The sequence below is a fragment of the Streptomyces sp. NBC_00704 genome (assembly GCF_036226605.1).
GTDB lineage: Bacteria > Actinomycetota > Actinomycetes > Streptomycetales > Streptomycetaceae > Streptomyces.
The window spans coordinates 4,441,287-4,459,196 of the sequence record NZ_CP109000.1 but is presented as its reverse complement, the minus strand read 5'-3'; the positions used below and the strand labels follow the sequence as shown (position 1 = coordinate 4,459,196).

16 protein-coding genes and 1 tRNA gene are annotated in these 17,910 nt (G+C 70.3%); 11 read left to right on the top strand and 6 right to left on the bottom strand.

Annotated elements, in window-relative coordinates; genetic code table 11:
- Positions 1-12 precede the first annotated feature (12 nt).
- On the top strand, positions 13-840 hold the full coding sequence (locus OG802_RS19545; protein WP_329412227.1) for a nucleotidyltransferase domain-containing protein: 828 nt from the start codon (positions 13-15) through the stop codon (positions 838-840).
- A gap of 51 nt (positions 841-891) precedes the next feature.
- Here OG802_RS19545 and OG802_RS19540 read toward each other — a convergent pair whose 3' ends face one another.
- From OG802_RS19540 to OG802_RS19525, 4 genes are all read right to left on the bottom strand, one after another.
- Positions 892-1,722 carry an MBL fold metallo-hydrolase gene (locus OG802_RS19540; protein ID WP_329412225.1) on the bottom strand — a complete coding sequence of 277 codons (831 nt, stop codon included), beginning with the start codon at positions 1,720-1,722 and terminating at the stop codon, positions 892-894.
- 97 nt (positions 1,723-1,819) lie between these two features.
- Positions 1,820-2,698, bottom strand: coding sequence for an NUDIX hydrolase (locus OG802_RS19535; RefSeq protein WP_329412223.1), 879 nt, complete (start codon positions 2,696-2,698; stop codon positions 1,820-1,822).
- A gap of 254 nt (positions 2,699-2,952) precedes the next feature.
- The gene (locus OG802_RS19530; protein ID WP_329412220.1) at positions 2,953-3,417 is read right to left on the bottom strand and encodes a RidA family protein; all 465 of its coding nucleotides are present in this window, start codon (positions 3,415-3,417) and stop codon (positions 2,953-2,955) included.
- Positions 3,414-3,572, bottom strand: coding sequence for a DUF4177 domain-containing protein (locus tag OG802_RS19525; protein WP_020129281.1), 159 nt, complete (start codon positions 3,570-3,572; stop codon positions 3,414-3,416). The genes OG802_RS19530 and OG802_RS19525 overlap by 4 nt, the downstream gene beginning before the upstream one ends.
- Positions 3,573-3,692: 120 nt before the next feature.
- On the opposite strand from OG802_RS19525, the gene OG802_RS19520 reads away from it, so the two are divergent.
- A complete protein-coding gene (locus OG802_RS19520) occupies positions 3,693-4,670 on the top strand; it encodes an ArsA-related P-loop ATPase (protein WP_329412218.1) in 978 nt (325 codons plus the stop codon).
- A complete protein-coding gene (locus OG802_RS19515; RefSeq protein ID WP_329412216.1) occupies positions 4,667-6,121 on the top strand; it encodes an ArsA family ATPase in 1,455 nt (484 codons plus the stop codon). Before OG802_RS19520 ends, OG802_RS19515 begins: the two co-directional genes overlap by 4 nt.
- Positions 6,122-6,135: 14 nt before the next feature.
- Here the strand turns inward: OG802_RS19515 and wblA are convergent, their stop codons facing one another.
- Positions 6,136-6,474 carry a transcriptional regulator WblA gene (gene wblA, locus OG802_RS19510; RefSeq protein ID WP_069768403.1) on the bottom strand — a complete coding sequence of 113 codons (339 nt, stop codon included), beginning with the start codon at positions 6,472-6,474 and terminating at the stop codon, positions 6,136-6,138.
- A gap of 407 nt (positions 6,475-6,881) precedes the next feature.
- Between wblA and OG802_RS19505 the strand changes: the two genes are divergently transcribed.
- A complete protein-coding gene (locus OG802_RS19505; protein ID WP_329412214.1) occupies positions 6,882-9,167 on the top strand; it encodes a transglycosylase domain-containing protein in 2,286 nt (761 codons plus the stop codon).
- Between the two features lie 215 nt (positions 9,168-9,382).
- On the opposite strand, the gene OG802_RS19500 is transcribed toward OG802_RS19505, so the two are convergent.
- Positions 9,383-9,847: a GatB/YqeY domain-containing protein gene (locus tag OG802_RS19500; RefSeq protein WP_329412212.1), complete on the bottom strand. Its 465-nt coding sequence runs from the start codon at positions 9,845-9,847 to the stop codon at positions 9,383-9,385.
- A 94-nt stretch (positions 9,848-9,941) separates the two neighbouring features.
- Between OG802_RS19500 and OG802_RS19495 the strand changes: the two genes are divergently transcribed.
- The 7 genes from OG802_RS19495 (at position 9,942) to OG802_RS19465 (ending at position 17,881) form a co-directional block, all read left to right on the top strand.
- Positions 9,942-10,868, top strand: a complete 927-nt coding sequence (locus OG802_RS19495) for a metallophosphoesterase (RefSeq protein WP_329412210.1) — start codon at positions 9,942-9,944, stop codon at positions 10,866-10,868.
- A 328-nt stretch (positions 10,869-11,196) separates the two neighbouring features.
- Positions 11,197-11,982, top strand: coding sequence for a Pr6Pr family membrane protein (locus OG802_RS19490; protein WP_329412208.1), 786 nt, complete (start codon positions 11,197-11,199; stop codon positions 11,980-11,982).
- 42 nt (positions 11,983-12,024) lie between these two features.
- A tRNA-Pro gene (locus OG802_RS19485) sits at positions 12,025-12,098 on the top strand.
- A gap of 241 nt (positions 12,099-12,339) precedes the next feature.
- Entirely contained in the window at positions 12,340-13,020 is a 681-nt protein-coding gene (locus tag OG802_RS19480) for a DUF488 family protein, N3 subclade (RefSeq protein WP_329412206.1), read from the top strand.
- Positions 13,021-13,106: 86 nt separating this feature from the next.
- On the top strand, positions 13,107-13,925 hold the full coding sequence (locus tag OG802_RS19475; RefSeq protein ID WP_329412204.1) for a hypothetical protein: 819 nt from the start codon (positions 13,107-13,109) through the stop codon (positions 13,923-13,925).
- 164 nt (positions 13,926-14,089) lie between these two features.
- A complete protein-coding gene (locus tag OG802_RS19470; protein ID WP_329412202.1) occupies positions 14,090-16,762 on the top strand; it encodes an ATP/GTP-binding protein in 2,673 nt (890 codons plus the stop codon).
- 204 nt (positions 16,763-16,966) lie between these two features.
- Entirely contained in the window at positions 16,967-17,881 is a 915-nt protein-coding gene (locus OG802_RS19465; RefSeq protein ID WP_329412200.1) for a phosphorothioated DNA-binding restriction endonuclease, read from the top strand.
- Positions 17,882-17,910 lie beyond the last annotated feature (29 nt).

Here is a 17,910-nt window from a genome sequence, read left to right as displayed (position 1 = left end):
ACCCGCATCCTCATGTCCGACGCGGCTTCCTCCCGCGGCCTCGACGCCCAGGGGCACATCGCCCGCGAGGGCTCCCTCGCGCGCGTGACGCACGAGTTCCGACCCGTCGTCGAGGCGGCCCGGGAGCGGATCCCGGGCCTCTTCGGGGCCCGGCTGCACAGTGCGTACGTCAACGGGTCGATCCCCCGCGGCACCGCGCGCGTGGGGCGCAGCGACGTCGACCTGCTGATCGCGCTGCACGAGGAGCCCACCGAGGCGGACCGGGCCGCGGGACGGGCCCTGATCCGCGCCCTCGACGAGCGGTTCCCGCAGATCGACGGCGGCGGCACGCTGCTCTTCGGCCGCGCCCGGCTGCTGAGCGATCTGGAGCGGCACGACCTCGGGTTCTTCGTCGCCTGCCTGTGCACCCCGCTCCTCGGCGAGGACCTCGCCCGGCACCTGCCCCGCTACCGCCCGGACGGTCTGCTCGCCCGCGAGACCAACGGCGACCTCGCCCTGTTCCTGCCGCGCTGGCGCGAGCGCATCGCCTCGGCGGACGGCTCCGAGGCGGCCCTGCGGCCTCTGGTGCGGTTCATGTCCCGGCACCTGGTGCGCACGGCGTTCACCCTCGTCATGCCCCGCTGGAACGGCTGGACCAGCGACCTGCACGAGATGGCGGAAGCGTTCGGCGCGTACTACCCCACGCGCGCGGAACAGGTGCGCGCGGCGGCCCGCCTCGGCTACGAGCCGCGGGGCGACCACGCCGTCCTCTCGTCCTACGTGGACGACGTCGGTCCCTGGCTCGCCGACGAGTACGCGCGCGTGCACGGCGTGAAGGCCCCCAGGCCCGAGGACGCCTAGAGACGAGACCCGTGGCCGGCTACGGCTACGGCAGAGACTCCGCGACCGGCCCTAGATGAGCCCGTGTTCCGTCAGGTACTCCAGTTGCGCGCGCACCGACAGTTCCGCGGCCGGCCACAGTGAGCGGTCGACGTCGGCGTACACGTGCGCGACGACGTCGGCGGGCTCGCGGCGGCCGTTCTCGACGGCCGTCTCGACCTGGGCGAGCCGGTGGGCGCGGTGGGCGAGATAGAACTCCACGGCGCCCTGGGCGTCCTCCAGGACCGGCCCGTGGCCCGGCAGGACCGTGTGGACGCCGTCGTCGACCGTGAGGGACCTCAGCCGCCGCAGGGAGTCCAGGTAGTCGCCCAGGCGGCCGTCGGGATGCGCGACGACGGTCGTGCCGCGGCCCAGGATCGTGTCGCCCGTCAGGACGGCCCGGTCGGCCGGGAGGTGGAAGCACAGGGAGTCGGCGGTGTGCCCCGGCGTCGGCACGACCCGCAGCTCCAGCCCGCCGACGTCGATCACGTCCCAGGCGGCCAGGCCCTCCTCGCCGAGCCGCACGGCCGGGTCCAGGGCCCGCACCTTGGTGCCGGTCAGCCCGGCGAAGCGGACGGCGCCCTCGGCGTGGTCGGGGTGGCCGTGCGTCAGCAGGGTCAGGGCGACGCGCTTGCCGGCCCGCTCGGCGGTGTCGACGACCGCGCGCAGATGGCGCTCGTCCAGCGGGCCCGGGTCGATCACGACCGCCAGCTCGGAGTCCGGCTCGGAGACGATCCAGGTGTTCGTGCCGTCCAGGGTCATCGCGGACGCGTTCGGCGCGAGGACGTTGACCGCGCGCGCGGTGGCGGGGCCCGAGAGGACTCCGCCTCGCGGCTGGCCGGGGAGGGCGGCTGCGTCGGTCATGCGGAAGGGCCTTCCGTCCGGCGTCGTCGGACCGTCGTCGGGCGGGACGGGGCCGCCCGCCGACGGTCCGGGGCGGCGAGGATGCTCGGGGCGGGCCTCACGCGGGCTCTCCCCCGGGTGCGGCGGCCGGAATGTGCTTGGTGAACTCGTCGTGCCCCGGCCAGGACAGCACGACCACGCCGTCCTCCAGGCGGGCCTGCGCGAGGACCGGGCCCAGATCGCGGTCGGGGGCCGCGGCGAGCGCCTGGGCCGCCGTGGCGTACGGGACGAGCCGGCGCAGCGTCGCGATGGTCGGCGGCATCATCAGCAGCTCGCCCCGGTCGTACGAGGCGGCCGCGTCCGTCGGACGGATCCACACCGTGCGGTCGGCCTCCGTGGAGGCGTTGCGGGTGCGCTGCCCCTCGGGGAGAGCGGCCACGAAGAACCAGGTGTCGTAGCGCCGCGACTCGAACTCGGGCGTGATCCAGCGCGTCCAGGCGCCGAGGAGGTCGGAGCGCAGCACCAGGCCGCGCCGGTCGAGGAACTCGGCGAAGGACAGGTCGCGGGCGGCCACCGCGGCCCGGTCCGCCTCCCAGTCGGCGCCCGTGATGTCGCTGACCACGGAGTTCGCGGTCGGTCCCGCGAGCAGGACGCCGGCTTCCTCGTACGTCTCGCGCACGGCGGCGCAGACGATCGCCTGGGCCGCCGTCTCGTCGACGCCCAGGCGCTCGGCCCACCACGCGCGCGTGGGGCCCGCCCAGCGGACGTGCCGGTCGTCGTCGCGCGGGTCGACACCGCCGCCGGGGTAGGCGTACGCGCCCGCGGCGAAGGCCATGGAGGCGCGTCGGCGCAGCATGTGGACGACAGGGCCGCTCTCGGTGTCCTTCAGGAGCATGACGGTGGCCGCACGCTTCGGGGTGACCGGGGTGAGCGTGCCGTCCGCCAGCGCGCGGATGCGTTCCGGCCAGTCCTGGGGGAACCACTGCCCATTCGCCATGGGCGCGAGGCTATCCCGTGGCGCGCGAATGTTCGAGAGGTACCCGAGGTCAGGGCACGTCCACGGGCCGCGCGTGACGGTGCGAGAAGGCCTCCCGGAGCCACTGCACGGGCCCCGGAACGCCTCCACGGCTTCCTCAGACGTTCCCGGGGCTCTTCACGCCTCTCTCCGGCAGCGCTCCCTGATCCGCAGCGCTCTGCGGTCCGCTGAGAGGCATGGTCCGCTGAAGGGCCCTGGTCGGGGCGCCGGTACCGCTACGGCGCGAGTTCCACCTGGATCTCGACCTCCACCGGTGCGTCCAGCGGCAGCACCGCGACGCCCACCGCGCTGCGCGCGTGCACGCCCTTGTCGCCGAAGACCTCGCCCAGCAGCTCGCTCGCGCCGTTGAGGACGGCGGGCTGGCCGGTGAAGTCCGCGGCCGACGCCACGAAGCCGACGACCTTCACCACGCGCGCGACGCGGTCCAGGTCGCCCGCGACCGACTTGACGGCGGCCAGGGCGTTCAGCGCGCAGGTGCGGGCCAGCTCCTTGGCCTCCTCCGGGGTGACCTCGGCGCCGACCTTGCCGGTGACCGGCAGCTTGCCGTCCACCATGGGCAGCTGGCCGGCCGTGTACACATAGGGGCCGGACTGCACCGCGGGCTGGTAGGCCGCCAGCGGCGGCACGACCGCCGGCAGGGCCAGGCCCAGCTCGGCGAGCCTCGCCTCGACCGCGCTCACGCCTTCGCCCGCTTCAGGTACGCGACGAGCTGCTCCGGGTTGTTCGGCCCGGGCACGACCTGGACGAGCTCCCAGCCGTCCTCGCCCCAGGTGTCCAGAATCTGCTTCGTCGCGTGGACGAGCAGCGGCACGGTTGCGTATTCCCACTTGGTCATGGGGGCGACTTTATCCGCTGCCGGAGGAGGGGCCGTTCCCCAGGCCATGTGGCCGATTGCCGCCCCCGTTGTCCACAGCCTCCCGGTCGCCCCGGGCGCCGACTGGTTACGCTCGAAGACGTGAGCAGGCTCCAGGTCGTCAGCGGCAAGGGCGGGACCGGCAAGACGACGGTCGCCGCGGCCCTCGCGCTGGCCCTCGCCACGGCGGGGAAGCGCACGCTTCTCGTCGAGGTGGAGGGCCGGCAGGGCATCGCGCAGCTCTTCGAGACAGAGGCGTTGCCCTATGAGGAACGCAAGATCGCCGTAGCGTCGGGCGGCGGGGAGGTGTACGCCCTCGCCATAGACCCCGAACTGGCCCTTCTGGACTACCTCCAGATGTTCTACAAGCTGGGGGGCGCCGGACGGGCCCTGAAGAAGCTCGGCGCCATCGACTTCGCGACCACGATCGCGCCGGGCCTGAGGGACGTGCTCCTCACCGGCAAGGCGTGCGAGGCGGTACGGCGCAAGGACAGGAACGGGCGGTTCGTGTACGACTACGTCGTCATGGACGCCCCGCCCACGGGGCGCATCACCCGCTTCCTGAACGTCAACGACGAGGTCGCCGGGCTGGCCAGGATCGGCCCGATACACAATCAGGCGCAGGCCGTGATGCGGGTGCTGAAGTCGCCGGAGACGGCCGTGCACCTGGTGACGCTGCTGGAGGAGATGCCCGTCCAGGAGACCGCCGACGGCATCGCCGAATTGCGGGCGGCGAAACTGCCGGTGGGGCGGGTCATCGTCAACATGGTGCGCCCCGAGGTGCTGGACGAGGACGGGCTGGAACTCGTACGGACGGTGACGCGTTCTTCTGTCGCCCGGTCGTTGTCCACGGCGGGGCTGGGCGGGGCGCGGCGCGGCGGGCGCGCCGAGCGGCTGGTGGACCCGCTCCTGAAGCAGGCCGAGGAGTACGCGGAGCGGTACGCGCTGGAGCACGAGCAGCGCGCGGTCCTGGGCGAGCTGGACCTGCCGTTGCACGAACTGCCGTTGCTCGCCGAGGGCATGGACCTCGCGGGCCTGTACCACCTCGCCACGGAACTGCGGAAGCAGGGGATCGCATGAGTGCGGACCGGACCCACGACCAGGCAGGCGCCCGGCGCCGGCTCTCCCCCGCGCCCGTGCTGGAACTCGACCCGCTGCTCGACGACCCGACGACCCGCATCGTGGTGTGCTGCGGCTCGGGCGGCGTCGGCAAGACGACGACGGCGGCGGCCCTGGGGCTCCGGGCGGCCGAGCGCGGCCGCAAGGTCGTCGTCCTCACCATCGACCCCGCGCGCCGGCTCGCGCAGTCCATGGGCATCGACTCGCTGGACAACACCCCGCGCCGCGTGAAGGGCGTCGAGGGGGACGGCGAACTGCACGCGATGATGCTCGACATGAAGCGCACCTTCGACGAGATCGTCGAGGCGCACGCCGACCCGGACCGGGCCGCGGCGATCCTGGGGAACCCGTTCTACCAGTCCCTCTCGGCGGGATTCGCGGGCACGCAGGAGTACATGGCGATGGAGAAGCTCGGGCAGCTCCGCGCGCGGGACGAGTGGGACCTGATCGTCGTCGACACCCCGCCGTCGCGTTCGGCGCTGGACTTCCTGGACGCGCCCAAGCGGCTCGGCTCGTTCCTGGACGGCAAGCTGATCCGCGTCCTGCTCGCGCCGGCGAAGGTGGGCGGGCGTGCGGGGATGAAGTTCCTGAACGTCGGGATGTCGATGATGACGGGCGCGCTGGGCAAACTGCTCGGCGGCCAACTGCTGAAGGACGTGCAGACGTTCGTGGCGGCGATGGACTCGATGTTCGGCGGCTTCCGCACGCGCGCGGACGCCACGTACAAGCTGCTCCAGGCGCCCGGCACGGCGTTCCTGGTGGTGGCGGCTCCCGAGCGGGACGCGCTGCGGGAGGCCGCCTACTTCGTGCAGCGGCTGGCCGCCGAGGACATGCCGCTGGCCGGTCTGGTGCTCAACCGCGTCCACGGCAGCGGCGCCGCCCAGCTGTCCGCCGAGCGGGCGCTGGCCGCCGCGGAAAATCTTGAAGAGCCCGGCATTGTGGATCAGGACGACGGGAAGGCTGGACTTCGTAACTCTCCCGACACACACGGCAGTTCAGAATCACCCGGTCCGGATCGCGGCGCCCCCACCGACGCGGACCCGGCCACCGACACGACCACGGACGGCGGCGAGGACTCGACCGGCGCCACGGACACCCACGCGAACCGGCCGACGGGCCCCGACGGGCCGACGTCGACGGACTCCGGCGGTACGACGGAGGCCGAGGCGGACCGGGCCGTGGACGACCTCACCGCGAGCCTGTTGAGACTGCACGCGGAACGCATGCACCTGCTCTCCCGCGAGCAGCGCACGCGGGACCGCTTCACCGCGCTGCATCCCGAGGTGGCGGTGACCGAGGTGGCCGCACTGCCCGGGGACGTGCACGACCTGGCGGGGCTGCGGGACATCGGCAACCGGCTCGCGACCGAACGGCCGGAGCTGCCCGACACCGCCGACGCCGCCGGCGCCTGAGGCGGGGGCTGCGCTCAGCCCACCGCCGCGTAGTTCTCGTACATCTGGTCGTCGTCGAGCGGCAGGATGCCCGCTCCCCGCTCGTACTCCGAGCGCGCCGTCTCCAGGAGCCGGCGCCAGGAGGTCACCGTCGGACGCCTGCGCAGCAGTGCGCGGCGCTCGCGCTCCGTCATGCCTCCCCACACGCCGAACTCGACGCGGTTGTCGAGCGCGTCTGCCAGACATTCGGTGCGTACCGGGCATCCGGTGCACACCGCCTTGGCCCTGTTCTGCGCTGCTCCCTGAACGAACAGTTCATCCGGATCGGTAGTGCGGCAGGCAGCCTGCGCACTCCAGTCGGTTACCCAGCCCATACCGGCGCCGTCCTCTCCCGAATCGAGGCTCCCCCACGGCGGCAGCGGCATATTCACCGCCGCCAGTTGAGGACGTTACGGAAGGTGGGCACAGCGCAACACCCCCTTCGGGCCCAATCTTGAATGGCCCGAACGGACTATGGGTAAGCGGCAGATCACCCGGGGGAGTGAGCCCGCGACATATGTGATGTACCCGACGAACGGGACAGTTCAGCTGAGTCACAACGGACGCCGAGTGACACACAAGGCGGATTCGGACACGCCCCCACCAAAGTTTCCGGGGAACATCCGGAACGATTCGGGGTCGCCGGACGTATTGATACGTAGCCCTGCTGCTGTGACAGTTGCGAGCAGCTTAGGCCAAGGCATTGACGTGTGTCCGGCGAATCAGAACGTAGGCTGCCCCCATGCCAAAGAAGCGCTCGGGCGGTGGTCTGTCGCCAACGCAGCAGGCCGCCAAGTTCCTCGGTGTCAGTGTGCTCGCGGGAGCGGTGCTGGCCGGTATCGCCCTGCCCGCGTTCGGCGTGCTGGGCCTGGCCGCCAAGGGATCGGTGGAGTCGTTCGACGAACTCCCGGTCAACCTCAAGACGCCGCCGCTGAGCCAGCGCACCACGATCCTCGACTCCGAGGGCGGCCAGATCGCCACGGTCTACTCCCGTGACCGCACGGTCGTCGACCTGAAGAACATCTCGCCCTTCATGCAGAAGGCGATCGTCGCGATCGAGGACTCCCGCTTCTACGAGCACGGCGCGGTCGACCTCAAGGGCGTCCTGCGCGCGCTCAACAAGAACGTGCAGAGCAGCGGAGTCGCCCAAGGCGCCTCCACGCTCACCCAGCAGCTCGTGAAGAACGTGGCCATCGAGGAGGCCGGCGACGACCCGACGAAGGTCGCCCAGGCCACGCAGCAGACCATCGGCCGCAAGATCAAGGAACTGAAGTACGCGATCCAGCTCGAGGAAGAGCTCAGCAAGAAGAAGATCCTCGAGAACTACCTGAACATCACGTTCTTCGGCGAGCAGGCCTACGGCGTCGAGGCGGCCTCGCAGCGCTACTTCTCCACGCACGCCAAGTCCCTCACCCTGCCGCAGGCGGCCCTGCTGGCCGGCATCGTCCAGTCGCCCAGCCGCTACGACCCGGTCAACGACGAGGCCGAGGCCACCAAGCGCCGTAACACCGTGCTGGCGCGCATGGCCGAGGTCGGCGACATCTCGCAGGCCGAGGCGGCCGAGGCGCAGAAGGCCCCGCTGGGCCTGAAGGTCAAGAAGCCGAAGAACGGCTGCATCACCGCCGTCCAGGGCGCGAGCTTCTTCTGCAAGTACGTCGAGCGCGTCTTCCTCAGCGACCCGGTCTTCGGCAAGACCAGGGAACAGCGGGCGAAGGTCTGGAACCAGGGCGGCCTCACCATCCGCACCACCCTCGAACCGCAGGCCCAGAAGTCCGTCCAGGCCTCCCTCAAGGACCACGTCTACAAGTCGGACAAGGTCGCGGGGGCCGCCACGCTCGTCGAGCCCGGCACCGGCAAGATCCTCGGCATGGGCCAGTCGAAGCCCTACGGCTACGGCAAGAACGAGACCGAGTACAACTACTCCGTCGGCTCCTCCATGGGCGGCTCGAACTTCGGCTTCCCGACCGGCTCGACCTTCAAGCCCTTCGTGGCCGCGGCCGCGCTGGAGGAGGGCCGGCCGCCGAACCAGGAGTACTCGTCGCCGTACCAGATGCAGTACCCGAGCCCGGTGCAGACCTGCGGCAGCAAGCCGTGGGTCAACACGAGGGGCGAGAAGCTGGAGAACGAGAGCGAGTCCGAGAAGGGCCCCTTCCAGCTGCGCAAGGCCATGGAACTCTCGGTCAACACCTACTTCGTGCAGATGATCTCCGACATCGGTCTGTGCCCCGTGGTGAAGATGACCGACGCGCTCCACGTCGTCCAGGGCAACGGCGACAAGCTGCCCGAGGTCCCCGCCATCGCGCTCGGTTCCAAGGGCATCTCCCCGCTGACGATGGCCACCGCCTACGCCGCCTTCGCCTCTCGCGGCATGTACTGCAGCCCCGTCGCCATCGAGTCGATCACCCAGATCGTGGGCGGCACGAAGAAGTCGCTCGAGGTCCCGAAGTCCACCTGCGCCCGGGCCATGTCCGAGAAGACCGCGGACACCGTCAACACCCTGCTGAGCGGTGTGGTCGACTCCGGAACCGGACAGCAGGCCGGCCTGGACAGCCGCGACAACGCCGGTAAGACGGGTACGACGGACTCCCGCAAGAACGCCTGGTTCGTCGGCTACACCCCGAAGCTCTCCGGCGCCGTCTGGGTCGGCAGCGCCACCCAGAAGGTCAAGATGAACAACATCTGGATCGGCGGCCGCTACCACGACCAGGTCTACGGCGGCGACACCCCCGGCCCGATCTGGCGCGACGCCATGACCGGTGCCCTGGAGGGCAAGGACTCCGGCCGGTTCAACCTCGTCAGCATCCCGAACCCGCCCGACAAGAACCGCGACAAGGACAAGGGCAAGGGCGACGGGAACGCCGCCGGCGCGACCGGCGACGACGGCGGCAACGGAGACGACGGCGGCTTCCTCAGCGGCCTGCTCACCAACGGCGGAAACACCAACGGCGGCAACTCGACCGCCGGCGACGGCGGCGGGTTCTTCCGAGGCCAGACCAACGGAAACGGAAACGGCGGCCGCCGCGGCTGATCGGCCCGAGGCTGACGGACGCGACGAACGGTCCCTGCCCCCTCTTCTCGCGAGAGGAGGCAGGGACCGTTCGTCGCGTCAGGGGAACTGGGGAACTTCGGCCCGCCGGCACCTCGGGGACGCGCCCCCTGAAGAAGTGGCCCCCGGCAGACCGCCGGAGGGCTGGTACTACAGGGCTGGTACTACAGGGCTGGAGGCGTGGGCCAGGCGAGGCGTCAGCCCGCGAGGTGCTTCTTGACGGCGGCGGCGACCCGGCCGCCCTCCGCCAGACCGGCCACCTTGGGGTTCACGATCTTCATGACGGCGCCCATGGCCCGCGGCCCCTCGGCGCCACCCGCCCTCGCCTCCGAGACGGCCCGGGCGACGATGCCGTCCAGCTCTTCGTCGCTGAGCTGCTTGGGCAGGTACGTGGCGAGGAGCTCGCCCTCGGCCTTCTCCCGCTCGGCCGACTCGGGGCGACCACCCTGCGCGAAGGCGTCCGCGGCCTCGCGCCGCTTCTTCGCCTCCTTGCTGATCACCTTGAGGACCTCGTCGTCGGAGAGCTCGCGCTTCACCTTGCCCGCGACCTCTTCCTTGGTGATCGCGGCGAGCGTCAGCCGCAGCGTCGAGGAGCGGAGCTCGTCGCGCTCCTTGATGGCGGCGTTGAGGTCATCGTGCAGCTTCGACTTGAGCGTGGTCATGGGTCCGATTGTCGCAGGTGCGGACGTCCGCCCGCCCGCCCATTTAAAGGGGCGGCAGGCGAAGGGGGTTGACGGCGTCTGACACGATGGACGCATGCGCGCGCGATACGGAGTACCCCTGTCCCTTGCTGCGGCCGGCGCCGCCGGTCTGGCGTACGCGGCGGGTTTCGAAGCCCGCTCCTTCCGCCTCCGACGGGTCACCGTCCCCGTCCTGCCCGCCGGAATGCGTCCCCTGCGTGTGCTGCACGTCTCCGACATCCACATGGTCGGCGGCCAGCGCAAGAAGCAGCGCTGGCTGCGCTCGCTGGCCGGTCTGCGCCCCGACTTCGTGATCAACACGGGCGACAACCTGTCCGACCCCAAGGGCGTCCCGGAGACCCTGGACGCGCTCGGCCCCCTGATGGAGTTCCCGGGCGCCTACGTCTTCGGCTCCAACGACTACTACGGGCCCAAGCTGCGCAACCCCGCCCGCTATCTCCTCGAGAAGACCCAGGGACGTCACGGGCTGAACGGCAACCCGCCCGCGACGAACGTCGTCCACAACCCGTGGGAGGACCTGCGGGACGGTTTCGACGCCGCGGGCTGGCTGAACCTGACGAACACCCGGGGCACGCTGAAGACCGAGGGCGCGTCCGTGGAGCTGACGGGCCTCGACGACCCCCACATCAAGCGCGACCGCTACGCCCGGGTGGCCGGCGGCCCGTCCGCGTCGGCCGACTTCTCGATGGGCGTGGTGCACGCCCCGTACCTGCGGGCCCTGGACCCCTTCGCGGCCGACGGCTACCCCCTGATCCTGGCCGGCCACACCCACGGCGGCCAGGTGTGCATCCCCTTCTACGGAGCCCTGGTCACCAACTGCGACCTGGACACGGACCGCGTGAAGGGCCTGTCGACCCACACGGCCGAGGGCCGCACCTCCTACCTGCACGTCTCCGCGGGCTGCGGCGCCAGCCGCTACACCCCGATCAGGTTCGCCTGCCCGCCGGAGGTAACGCTGCTCACGCTGGTGGAGAAGCAGTAGGACGTACGCCGTACGCCGGCTTTCCCTCCCCGGGCGTGAGGGACGCGTCCCGGGGCGGGCCGCGCCGGTGCCCTGCGAGCGCGGACGCGTCCGGCCCGTGAGCGAACGTGATGCGTGACGCGTGTGATGCGTGATGCGTGATGCGTGATGCGTAACTGGTAACTGGGTGACTGGGTGACTGGGTGACTGGCGTCTGGGTGACTGGTGACCGAGATGGACCCCTTGGAGCCTGGAAGGGACACCCGGGGCTCCTCCTCGGATGTTCGACGGGTCCCCCGAACAGCCCACCCGTATCGCCCGTTTCATCACCTTTGCCTAGCGTGAAGGCATGACCGCGCCGATACCCAGGGACCTCCCGGATCTGCCTGCGATTCCGCGGACCCACGCGCTCCTGCTCTCCTCCGTCCCCGCCTCGGCGGTGGTCGCCCCCGTGCGCCGCCACCTGGCCGCCACGCTCCGCCTACTGCTGGCCGGCACGGCCGCGGCGGGCGTGACCCTCGCCTTCCTGCTCGGCAGCCCGCTGCGGGTACTGAGCCACTTCGCGATCCAGAGCAACATCCTGCTGGCCCTGGTCACGCTGCTGTCCGCCCGCCGCGCATGGACCGCCCGCCGACCGCTCCCCGCGGCCCTGACGGGGGCGGCGCTCCTCTACGTCGTGATCACCGGCCTGGTGTACCACCTGCTCCTGGCCGACGCGTCCGTCCCCTTCTCGGTGACCAGCACCAACACCGCCCCCACGGGCTGGCACGCGGTCGCCGGCCACCTCCTGCACTCGGTGACACCGGTGGCCGCCGTCCTCGACTGGCTGCTCTTGACAGCGCCGGGCCAGATGCGCCTGCGCCGGGCCGCGACATGGATGCTCTACCCCGTCGCCTACCTGGCGTTCTCCCTGGCCCGCGCCCAGGTGATCACCGCCGGCACTCCGGGCCGCTATCTCTACCCGTTCCTCGACGCCGAGGCCCACGGTTACAAGCACACCCTGGCCAACGCCCTCCTGCTCGGGCTGGCCTTCTACGCCCTCGCAGTCGTCCTCGTAGCCCTCGACCACGCCCGCCCGAACCCGATCACTCACCGAGCCAAAACCGGATTTCGTCTCCGGCCACCGGTGGGCTAAAGTAAACGACGTCGCCGCGACAAGCAGGACAAGCAGCGACATCGGGGTGTAGCGCAGCTTGGCAGCGCGCTTCGTTCGGGACGAAGAGGTCGTGGGTTCAAATCCCGCCACCCCGACAGTGAAGTACCAGGTCAGGGGCCTGATCCAGTTGATGGATCAGGCCCCTGAGTTGTTCCTGGAGATCGCTTGGGAGAAATCTGGGAGAATCTTGGTCGGGTTCTCCCAGTGGGTGACTGGTGAGGCCGTCTGAAGTGCGGCGGCTTAGGGCACTCGGACCTGCGCGTTCGCGAATCCAGCCTAGTAGTCGGCCGGGAACACCATGCCCGCCCGCCTCAACCGCCCTTAGGATCACGACACATGGCAAGCCATCACTCAGCGCGTCCCCACGACCACGCCCGAGCACTCGCCCAGCGCGTGCGAGCGATGCGGGAGGCTCGAGGATGGTCGCGGGAGCGGCTCTCCAAGGAAGCTGGCATCACCGTAGGAACGCTGGCCGGTCTGGAGAGCGAGGGAGCGATCCAGCCAGGTTTCTTCACCGTCGGAGCAGTCGCCGAGGCACTTGAAGTCTCCCTCGATGAACTCTTCCAGGGGGCCAAGGTCGCTCCCGGCCTCTGGTCCGCAGGGTACGAAGGCCGGGACATCGACTCGTTCGTCTCCTCTCTCCTCGACAGCCGTATTGATGTCGTGGCGGACGTACGACTTACACCGATCAGCCGCAAGAAGGGCTTCAGCAAGACTCGGCTCGGGCAGGCACTCGCCGAGGCCGGCATCGAATACACCCACCTGCGTGGCCTGGGCAATCCCAGGGACAACCGGGCGCCGTTCTGGGAGGGCCGCCTCGACGTGGGCCGGGCTCGGTTCCGTGGCGTGCTGCGGTCCGAGGAAGCGCAAACCGATCTCGAGCGCCTCGCAGAGCATGCCCGGCAGTCCCGGGTCGCGGTGCTGTGCTTCGAGAAAGACGAAAGCCGCTGCCACCGACAGGTCGTCCTGGAGACGGTCCGCAAGCGGGCCGCCGTGCCCGTAATTCCCCTGGCCTGACTTCGCCCCTCGCTCCTGTACGCGCTCTTGCCGGTGGCGCATGCCTCTCCTCCAATCGGATCGGGAGATCAGTGGAGGGGGCAACCATGGGATCGGGGATTTGGCAGCGCGCACGGATCATGATCACGGTCAAGACCTATCCGGAACTGTCCGCGAAGTACCACGAGACGAGCTGCGTGGCCGGCATACGGCTCGACCAGGGGGCGCCCCAGCATGTGCGGCTCTTCCCGGTTCCGTTCCGGCTGCTGAACGAAGAAAGCCAGTTCGCCAAGTACTCGATCGTCGAGGTCGATGTGCAGCGACATCATGGGGACCGCCGTCCCGAGAGCTTGCGCCCCAACCTGCAGAGTCTCAAGGTCATCGAGCGCCTCGGGACAGCGGACGGCTGGCGCGAACGCTTCTCGCATATGCAGCCCCTCGTAGCGCCGTCCCTGTGCTCCATAAAGCAGGACCAGGAGCTTCGAGGAACGTCGCTTGGCGTCTTCCGCCCAGCGGAGTTCACCGGCTTCCGCTTGGCTCCTGCCGAGCCCTGGCCAGCTTCGAAGGCAGCCCTGGCAGACCAGTTGGATCTACTCGCGCAGGACCTTCGCCAACTGGAGTGGGTGCCGCTTGAGTTCCGGTACGGCTTCCGATGCGCGGACCAGGAGTGCGGTGGTCACGACATGGGGCTGAGGGACTGGGAGGCGGGTGAGTCGTACCGCAAGTTCGTTCGCCACTACGGGAAGGACGGCGTGGAGGAGAAGCTTCGCGAGCGCTGGTTCGACCGGATGGTCACTCCGGAGAAGGCCGTGCACTGCTTCGTCGGGAACGTCGCGGCCCGCCCCAAGACGTTCCTGCTGCTGGGCATGTTCTACCCGCGACGGGATGTCGTCGAGAACTTCCAGGAGAGCCTGTTCGACCTGTGAGGGTGAGTACGCAGGATGGGGAACCCATGTCACCGTCCCCTGACAGAGGTCGTCGGCTGAACTGCCGCGTGCCGGATGCGGCCTGCGGACGTGCCTGAATGCGGGCGTGCCATGCTGTCGTCAACGGAGCCTGGCTTGGCTCGGGTTGATCGTCAGGGGGAGTTGTGGCGGGGCGGGACCTTCGAACTTTGTTCAGCTCGAACGACCGGAGCATCGCCGCAAGCGAGGCGTTCACGAACCGGCAGGCACAGTGGCAGGCGGTGACGGCCGGCCTCGGCGAACACGTACGGCACGTGACGCGTGCGGACTTCGACGTGGAGGACCTGGAGGCTCCGCGCCGTAACGTCCTCGTGTTCCACGGCGTGGGCGGGATCGGCAAGTCCACGCTGTCCCGCAAGGTCGAGGCGTCACTGGCGCACAGCGAGCACCGGCCTGCGCAATGGGAATCGCCGCCCCACGCCGAGGAGCGGACGCTGCCGGTCCGGATCGACCTCGCGCGCGCCGCGGGCATGGACTTCGAAGGCGTCATCCTCACCATCCGGCTTGCCGTCGCCGCGCTCGGCAGGCCGATGCCCGCCTTCGACCTGGCCCTGCGCCGCTACTGGGAGCACAACCATCCGGGTGAACCGATCGAGGACCACCTGCGCCGTGGCGGGCTGCTGAGCCGCTTCAGCGCGGCTGCCGCCCTGCCCCAGCAGATGCAGTCCGCCCTCGGCGACGTCGCCCAGGCCCTGCTCCTGCCCGGCACGGTCGGCGGTGCGCTCGGGCACGGGGCCGGCGCGCTCGTCAAGGCGTTACGCGAACGGCGCCAGTCTGTACGCGCCCTCGCCGGCTGTTCCCGTCTGGCCGACATCCTGGAGGTCGATCCCGACCTCGAAGCCCTCAGCTTCTACCCGCACCTCCTCGCCTGGGACCTGGCCCAGCTGCCGGCCGGCAAGAGCGCACTGCCCGTCATCCTGCTGGACACCTTCGAGGACACCGGCGACCGCACGCACCGCGACTTCGAGCGTCTGCTCCAACGTGTCGTGTGGTTGATGCCCAACGCGTTCTTCGTCGTCACCGGACGCAACCGCCTCCAGTGGGCGGAGACGAGCTTGGAGGGGCAGCTCGACTGGACCGGGCCGCAGGCTTGGCCCGGTCTCGCAGCCGACACCGCGCATGTGGGGCGGGCTGCACCGAGCCGTCAAGTTCTGATCGGCGACTTCTCTCCCGAAGACTGCGAGGACTACCTGGTCCGCAGGCTGAGGCGCGACGGACAGCCGCTGATCGACGAGCCGGTTCGCCGGATCATCGCCGAGCGCTCCCACGGTCTGCCTCTGTACCTTGACCTGTCGGTCATGCGCTACCTGGAACTCCGGCGCGGCGGCAGGCAACCTCAGGTCACCGACTTCGATCACGACTTCCCCGCCCTCATCGCACGTACCCTCAGCGACCTGACCCCCGACGAGCGCCATGTCCTGCGCTCGGTCAGCCTGCTCAGCGCGTTCTCCGTCCCCCTGGCCACCCAGGCCGCCGGCATGAACCACGACGCCCCCGCCCTACGGCTGATCGAGCGCCCCTTCATCCGGGATTCCTCGTCCGGTGTGTGGCCCTTCCATGTCCACGACCTGATCCGCTCCGCGATTCGCAACGCGGACGACAGCAGTGACGACCGCTGGTCGGAGCAGGACTGGCGGCGCACGGCCCAACAGGCCTTCCACGCCCTGGAATCACAGTGGCGCCAGGACCTTCGCCACGATCGCACCGTCCTGGTCGCCTGCCTTCAGCAAGGGCTGCTCCTCGCACGGGACTTCCGTCTCGATCTCGGCTGGCTCGCCGATGCGGCATTCCAGTACGTAGGGGACTCCGTCTGGGAGCCACTGGCGCTCCCCGCAGCCGACGCCGCGTCGTCCGCCGGCATGCAGACCGCGGCGGACGCCCTGGTGGAGACGCTGAGCGCCATCGCCCGGCGCCAGCACGAGCATCGTGAACGCACGGTCAGCCGGCTCTCGGCCGTCCTCACGTCGGCGCTGCTCCCCGAGGACCTCGTCGAACTGGCCACGTACTACCTGGCGAAGGCCCAGCGGGACCTCGGGCTGACCGACGCGTCACGTCGCGGGATGCAGCGCGTCGCCGCCGCCGAGGGCCGGCTCGCTTCCGCCGCTCGTCGCGGCCTGGCACACCTGAGCCGGCTGAGCGGAGACTTCCCGGCCGCGGTCGAAGCCGCGGGGAGGCTGGGCTGGGAGGGGCGGCACCATCGCGTGCTGGGAGACGTGTGGTGGGTGCAGGGCGACATGGAGCGGGCGGTCGCCGCCTACCTGGCAGGCCGGAGGGAAGCCGAGGAGCAGGGTGTCGTCGGCGAGACCGCGATGGTGCAGGCGCATCTCGCTTTCGCCGTCGCCTTCTCCGATCCGCTTCGAGCTGACGACGAACTCGACCTCGCGGAACGGCTGTTGTCGCCCCTCAGTCTGCGCTCCAGCGAGATGACCGCACGCATCGCGGTGCTCGTACGCGACGCCGGGTTCGCCGCTGACCTGCCTGACCGAGCCGCTGTCCTGCTCGCCGAGATCGAGGTCTCCGGCATTGCCTACGCCGCCGCGAAACTGCAACTGGCCCTGTGCTTCCACCACGCCGTCCTCGGCGTCCAGGACGACGTCGCCACGGCGATCGCCTCGCTGCGCGAACTCACTCGGAGCGGTGACTACGCCTATTACGTCGACATCGCCCACTTCATGGCCGGCCTTCCGCTTCCCGAGCACACCGCAGGGGCACGGTGGACCGACGGAGAACGACAGACCCGCGAACGATGGCGACACCTGGTGATGACACGTCGCGGTCGAACCGCCACGGATCGATAGACCTACCCGAACGCCTCTGATCAGGGACCCGTCGCTTTCCTCACGCTGCTGTCGCGGTACCTCTGTGAGTACCCGGCGAGAACCCGTTGAGCAGTCGCGCTCATGTCGCATCCGGTCCGCGACGGCAGGCTGGGGACCAGTCACGCGCCCGGGTAACAAGCCCGCGGCCGACATGTCGGTCGCGGGCTGGGTCACACTGGGCGTGTGGACTGGGTGGAGCGGGCTGCCGGGTTGAGGCAGTGGCGGCGGGACGGTGTGCGGGCGCCGCACAAGCCTCTGCTGTTGCTGTATGCGCTGGGGCGGTATCAGGCGGACGCCGAGGGCGAGTTGCGGTACAGCGCGGTCGAGGGGGATCTCCGGCGGCTGTTGCGCGAGTACGGGCCGGCGCGGGCGACGTCACCCTCGTATCCCTTCCATCACCTGGTCGGCGACGGGGTGTGGGAGGTGCGCACCGACCAGGGGCATGGCAGCCCCGGTTCCGGGGTCGGCGCGCTGCGGAGCAGTGGCGCCGCCGGGCGGTTGGCCCCCGAGTTGCGGGCGGCGCTGCGGCGGGAGCCCTCGTTGCTCGGACGGATGGCACGTGTGCTGCTGGACCTGCACTTTCCGCCCTCGCTCCACCCGGATCTGTGCGAGGACGTCGGCCTTGCGCTGGACCCGACGGCGACGGCGGATACGGCACCCGGGATGGCGGGCGCGGTGAGGTCGGCGCGGCGGCTTCGGGACTCCCGGATGCGGGAGGCGGTGTTGGCCGCCTATGAGCACCAATGTGCCTTCTGCGGCTACGACGGCATGATCGGCGCGGTGTCCGTCGGCCTGGAGGCCGCTCATGTGCGCTGGTGGGCGTACGGCGGGCCGGACGACGTCGACAACGGACTGTGTCTTTGTTCCCTGCACCACAAGCTCTTCGACAGGGGCGTCCTCGGTATAGGCGACGGCTACCGCGTCCTCGTGGCACAGCAGTTCGTCGGTCGGAGCACCGCCGCACGTGCGCAGGTGACCGCGCTCTCCGGCCGTCCCCTCATCGGTCCGCAGCCCGGTGTCCGGCCCGTTGCCTCCGCCCATGTCTCGTGGCACGCCGAGCAGGTCTTCCGCGGCTCCGCCCGGCCCGTCGGCGTCTGACAGCGTCTGACGGCGTCCGGCGCGGTGTC

Coding starts and splice junctions, on each gene's coding strand:
- OG802_RS19490 (WP_329412208.1), top strand. CDS start 11,197: ATGACCGCGCCGATACCCAGGGACCTCCCGGATCTGCCTGCGATTCCG.
- OG802_RS19495 (WP_329412210.1), top strand. CDS start 9,942: ATGCGCGCGCGATACGGAGTACCCCTGTCCCTTGCTGCGGCCGGCGCC.
- OG802_RS19540 (WP_329412225.1), bottom strand. CDS start 1,722: ATGACCGACGCAGCCGCCCTCCCCGGCCAGCCGCGAGGCGGAGTCCTC.
- OG802_RS19535 (WP_329412223.1), bottom strand. CDS start 2,698: ATGGCGAATGGGCAGTGGTTCCCCCAGGACTGGCCGGAACGCATCCGC.
- OG802_RS19505 (WP_329412214.1), top strand. CDS start 6,882: ATGCCAAAGAAGCGCTCGGGCGGTGGTCTGTCGCCAACGCAGCAGGCC.
- OG802_RS19480 (WP_329412206.1), top strand. CDS start 12,340: ATGGCAAGCCATCACTCAGCGCGTCCCCACGACCACGCCCGAGCACTC.
- OG802_RS19515 (WP_329412216.1), top strand. CDS start 4,667: ATGAGTGCGGACCGGACCCACGACCAGGCAGGCGCCCGGCGCCGGCTC.
- OG802_RS19475 (WP_329412204.1), top strand. CDS start 13,107: ATGGGATCGGGGATTTGGCAGCGCGCACGGATCATGATCACGGTCAAG.
- wblA (WP_069768403.1), bottom strand. CDS start 6,474: ATGGGCTGGGTAACCGACTGGAGTGCGCAGGCTGCCTGCCGCACTACC.
- OG802_RS19500 (WP_329412212.1), bottom strand. CDS start 9,847: ATGACCACGCTCAAGTCGAAGCTGCACGATGACCTCAACGCCGCCATC.
- OG802_RS19545 (WP_329412227.1), top strand. CDS start 13: ATGTCCGACGCGGCTTCCTCCCGCGGCCTCGACGCCCAGGGGCACATC.
- OG802_RS19525 (WP_020129281.1), bottom strand. CDS start 3,572: ATGACCAAGTGGGAATACGCAACCGTGCCGCTGCTCGTCCACGCGACG.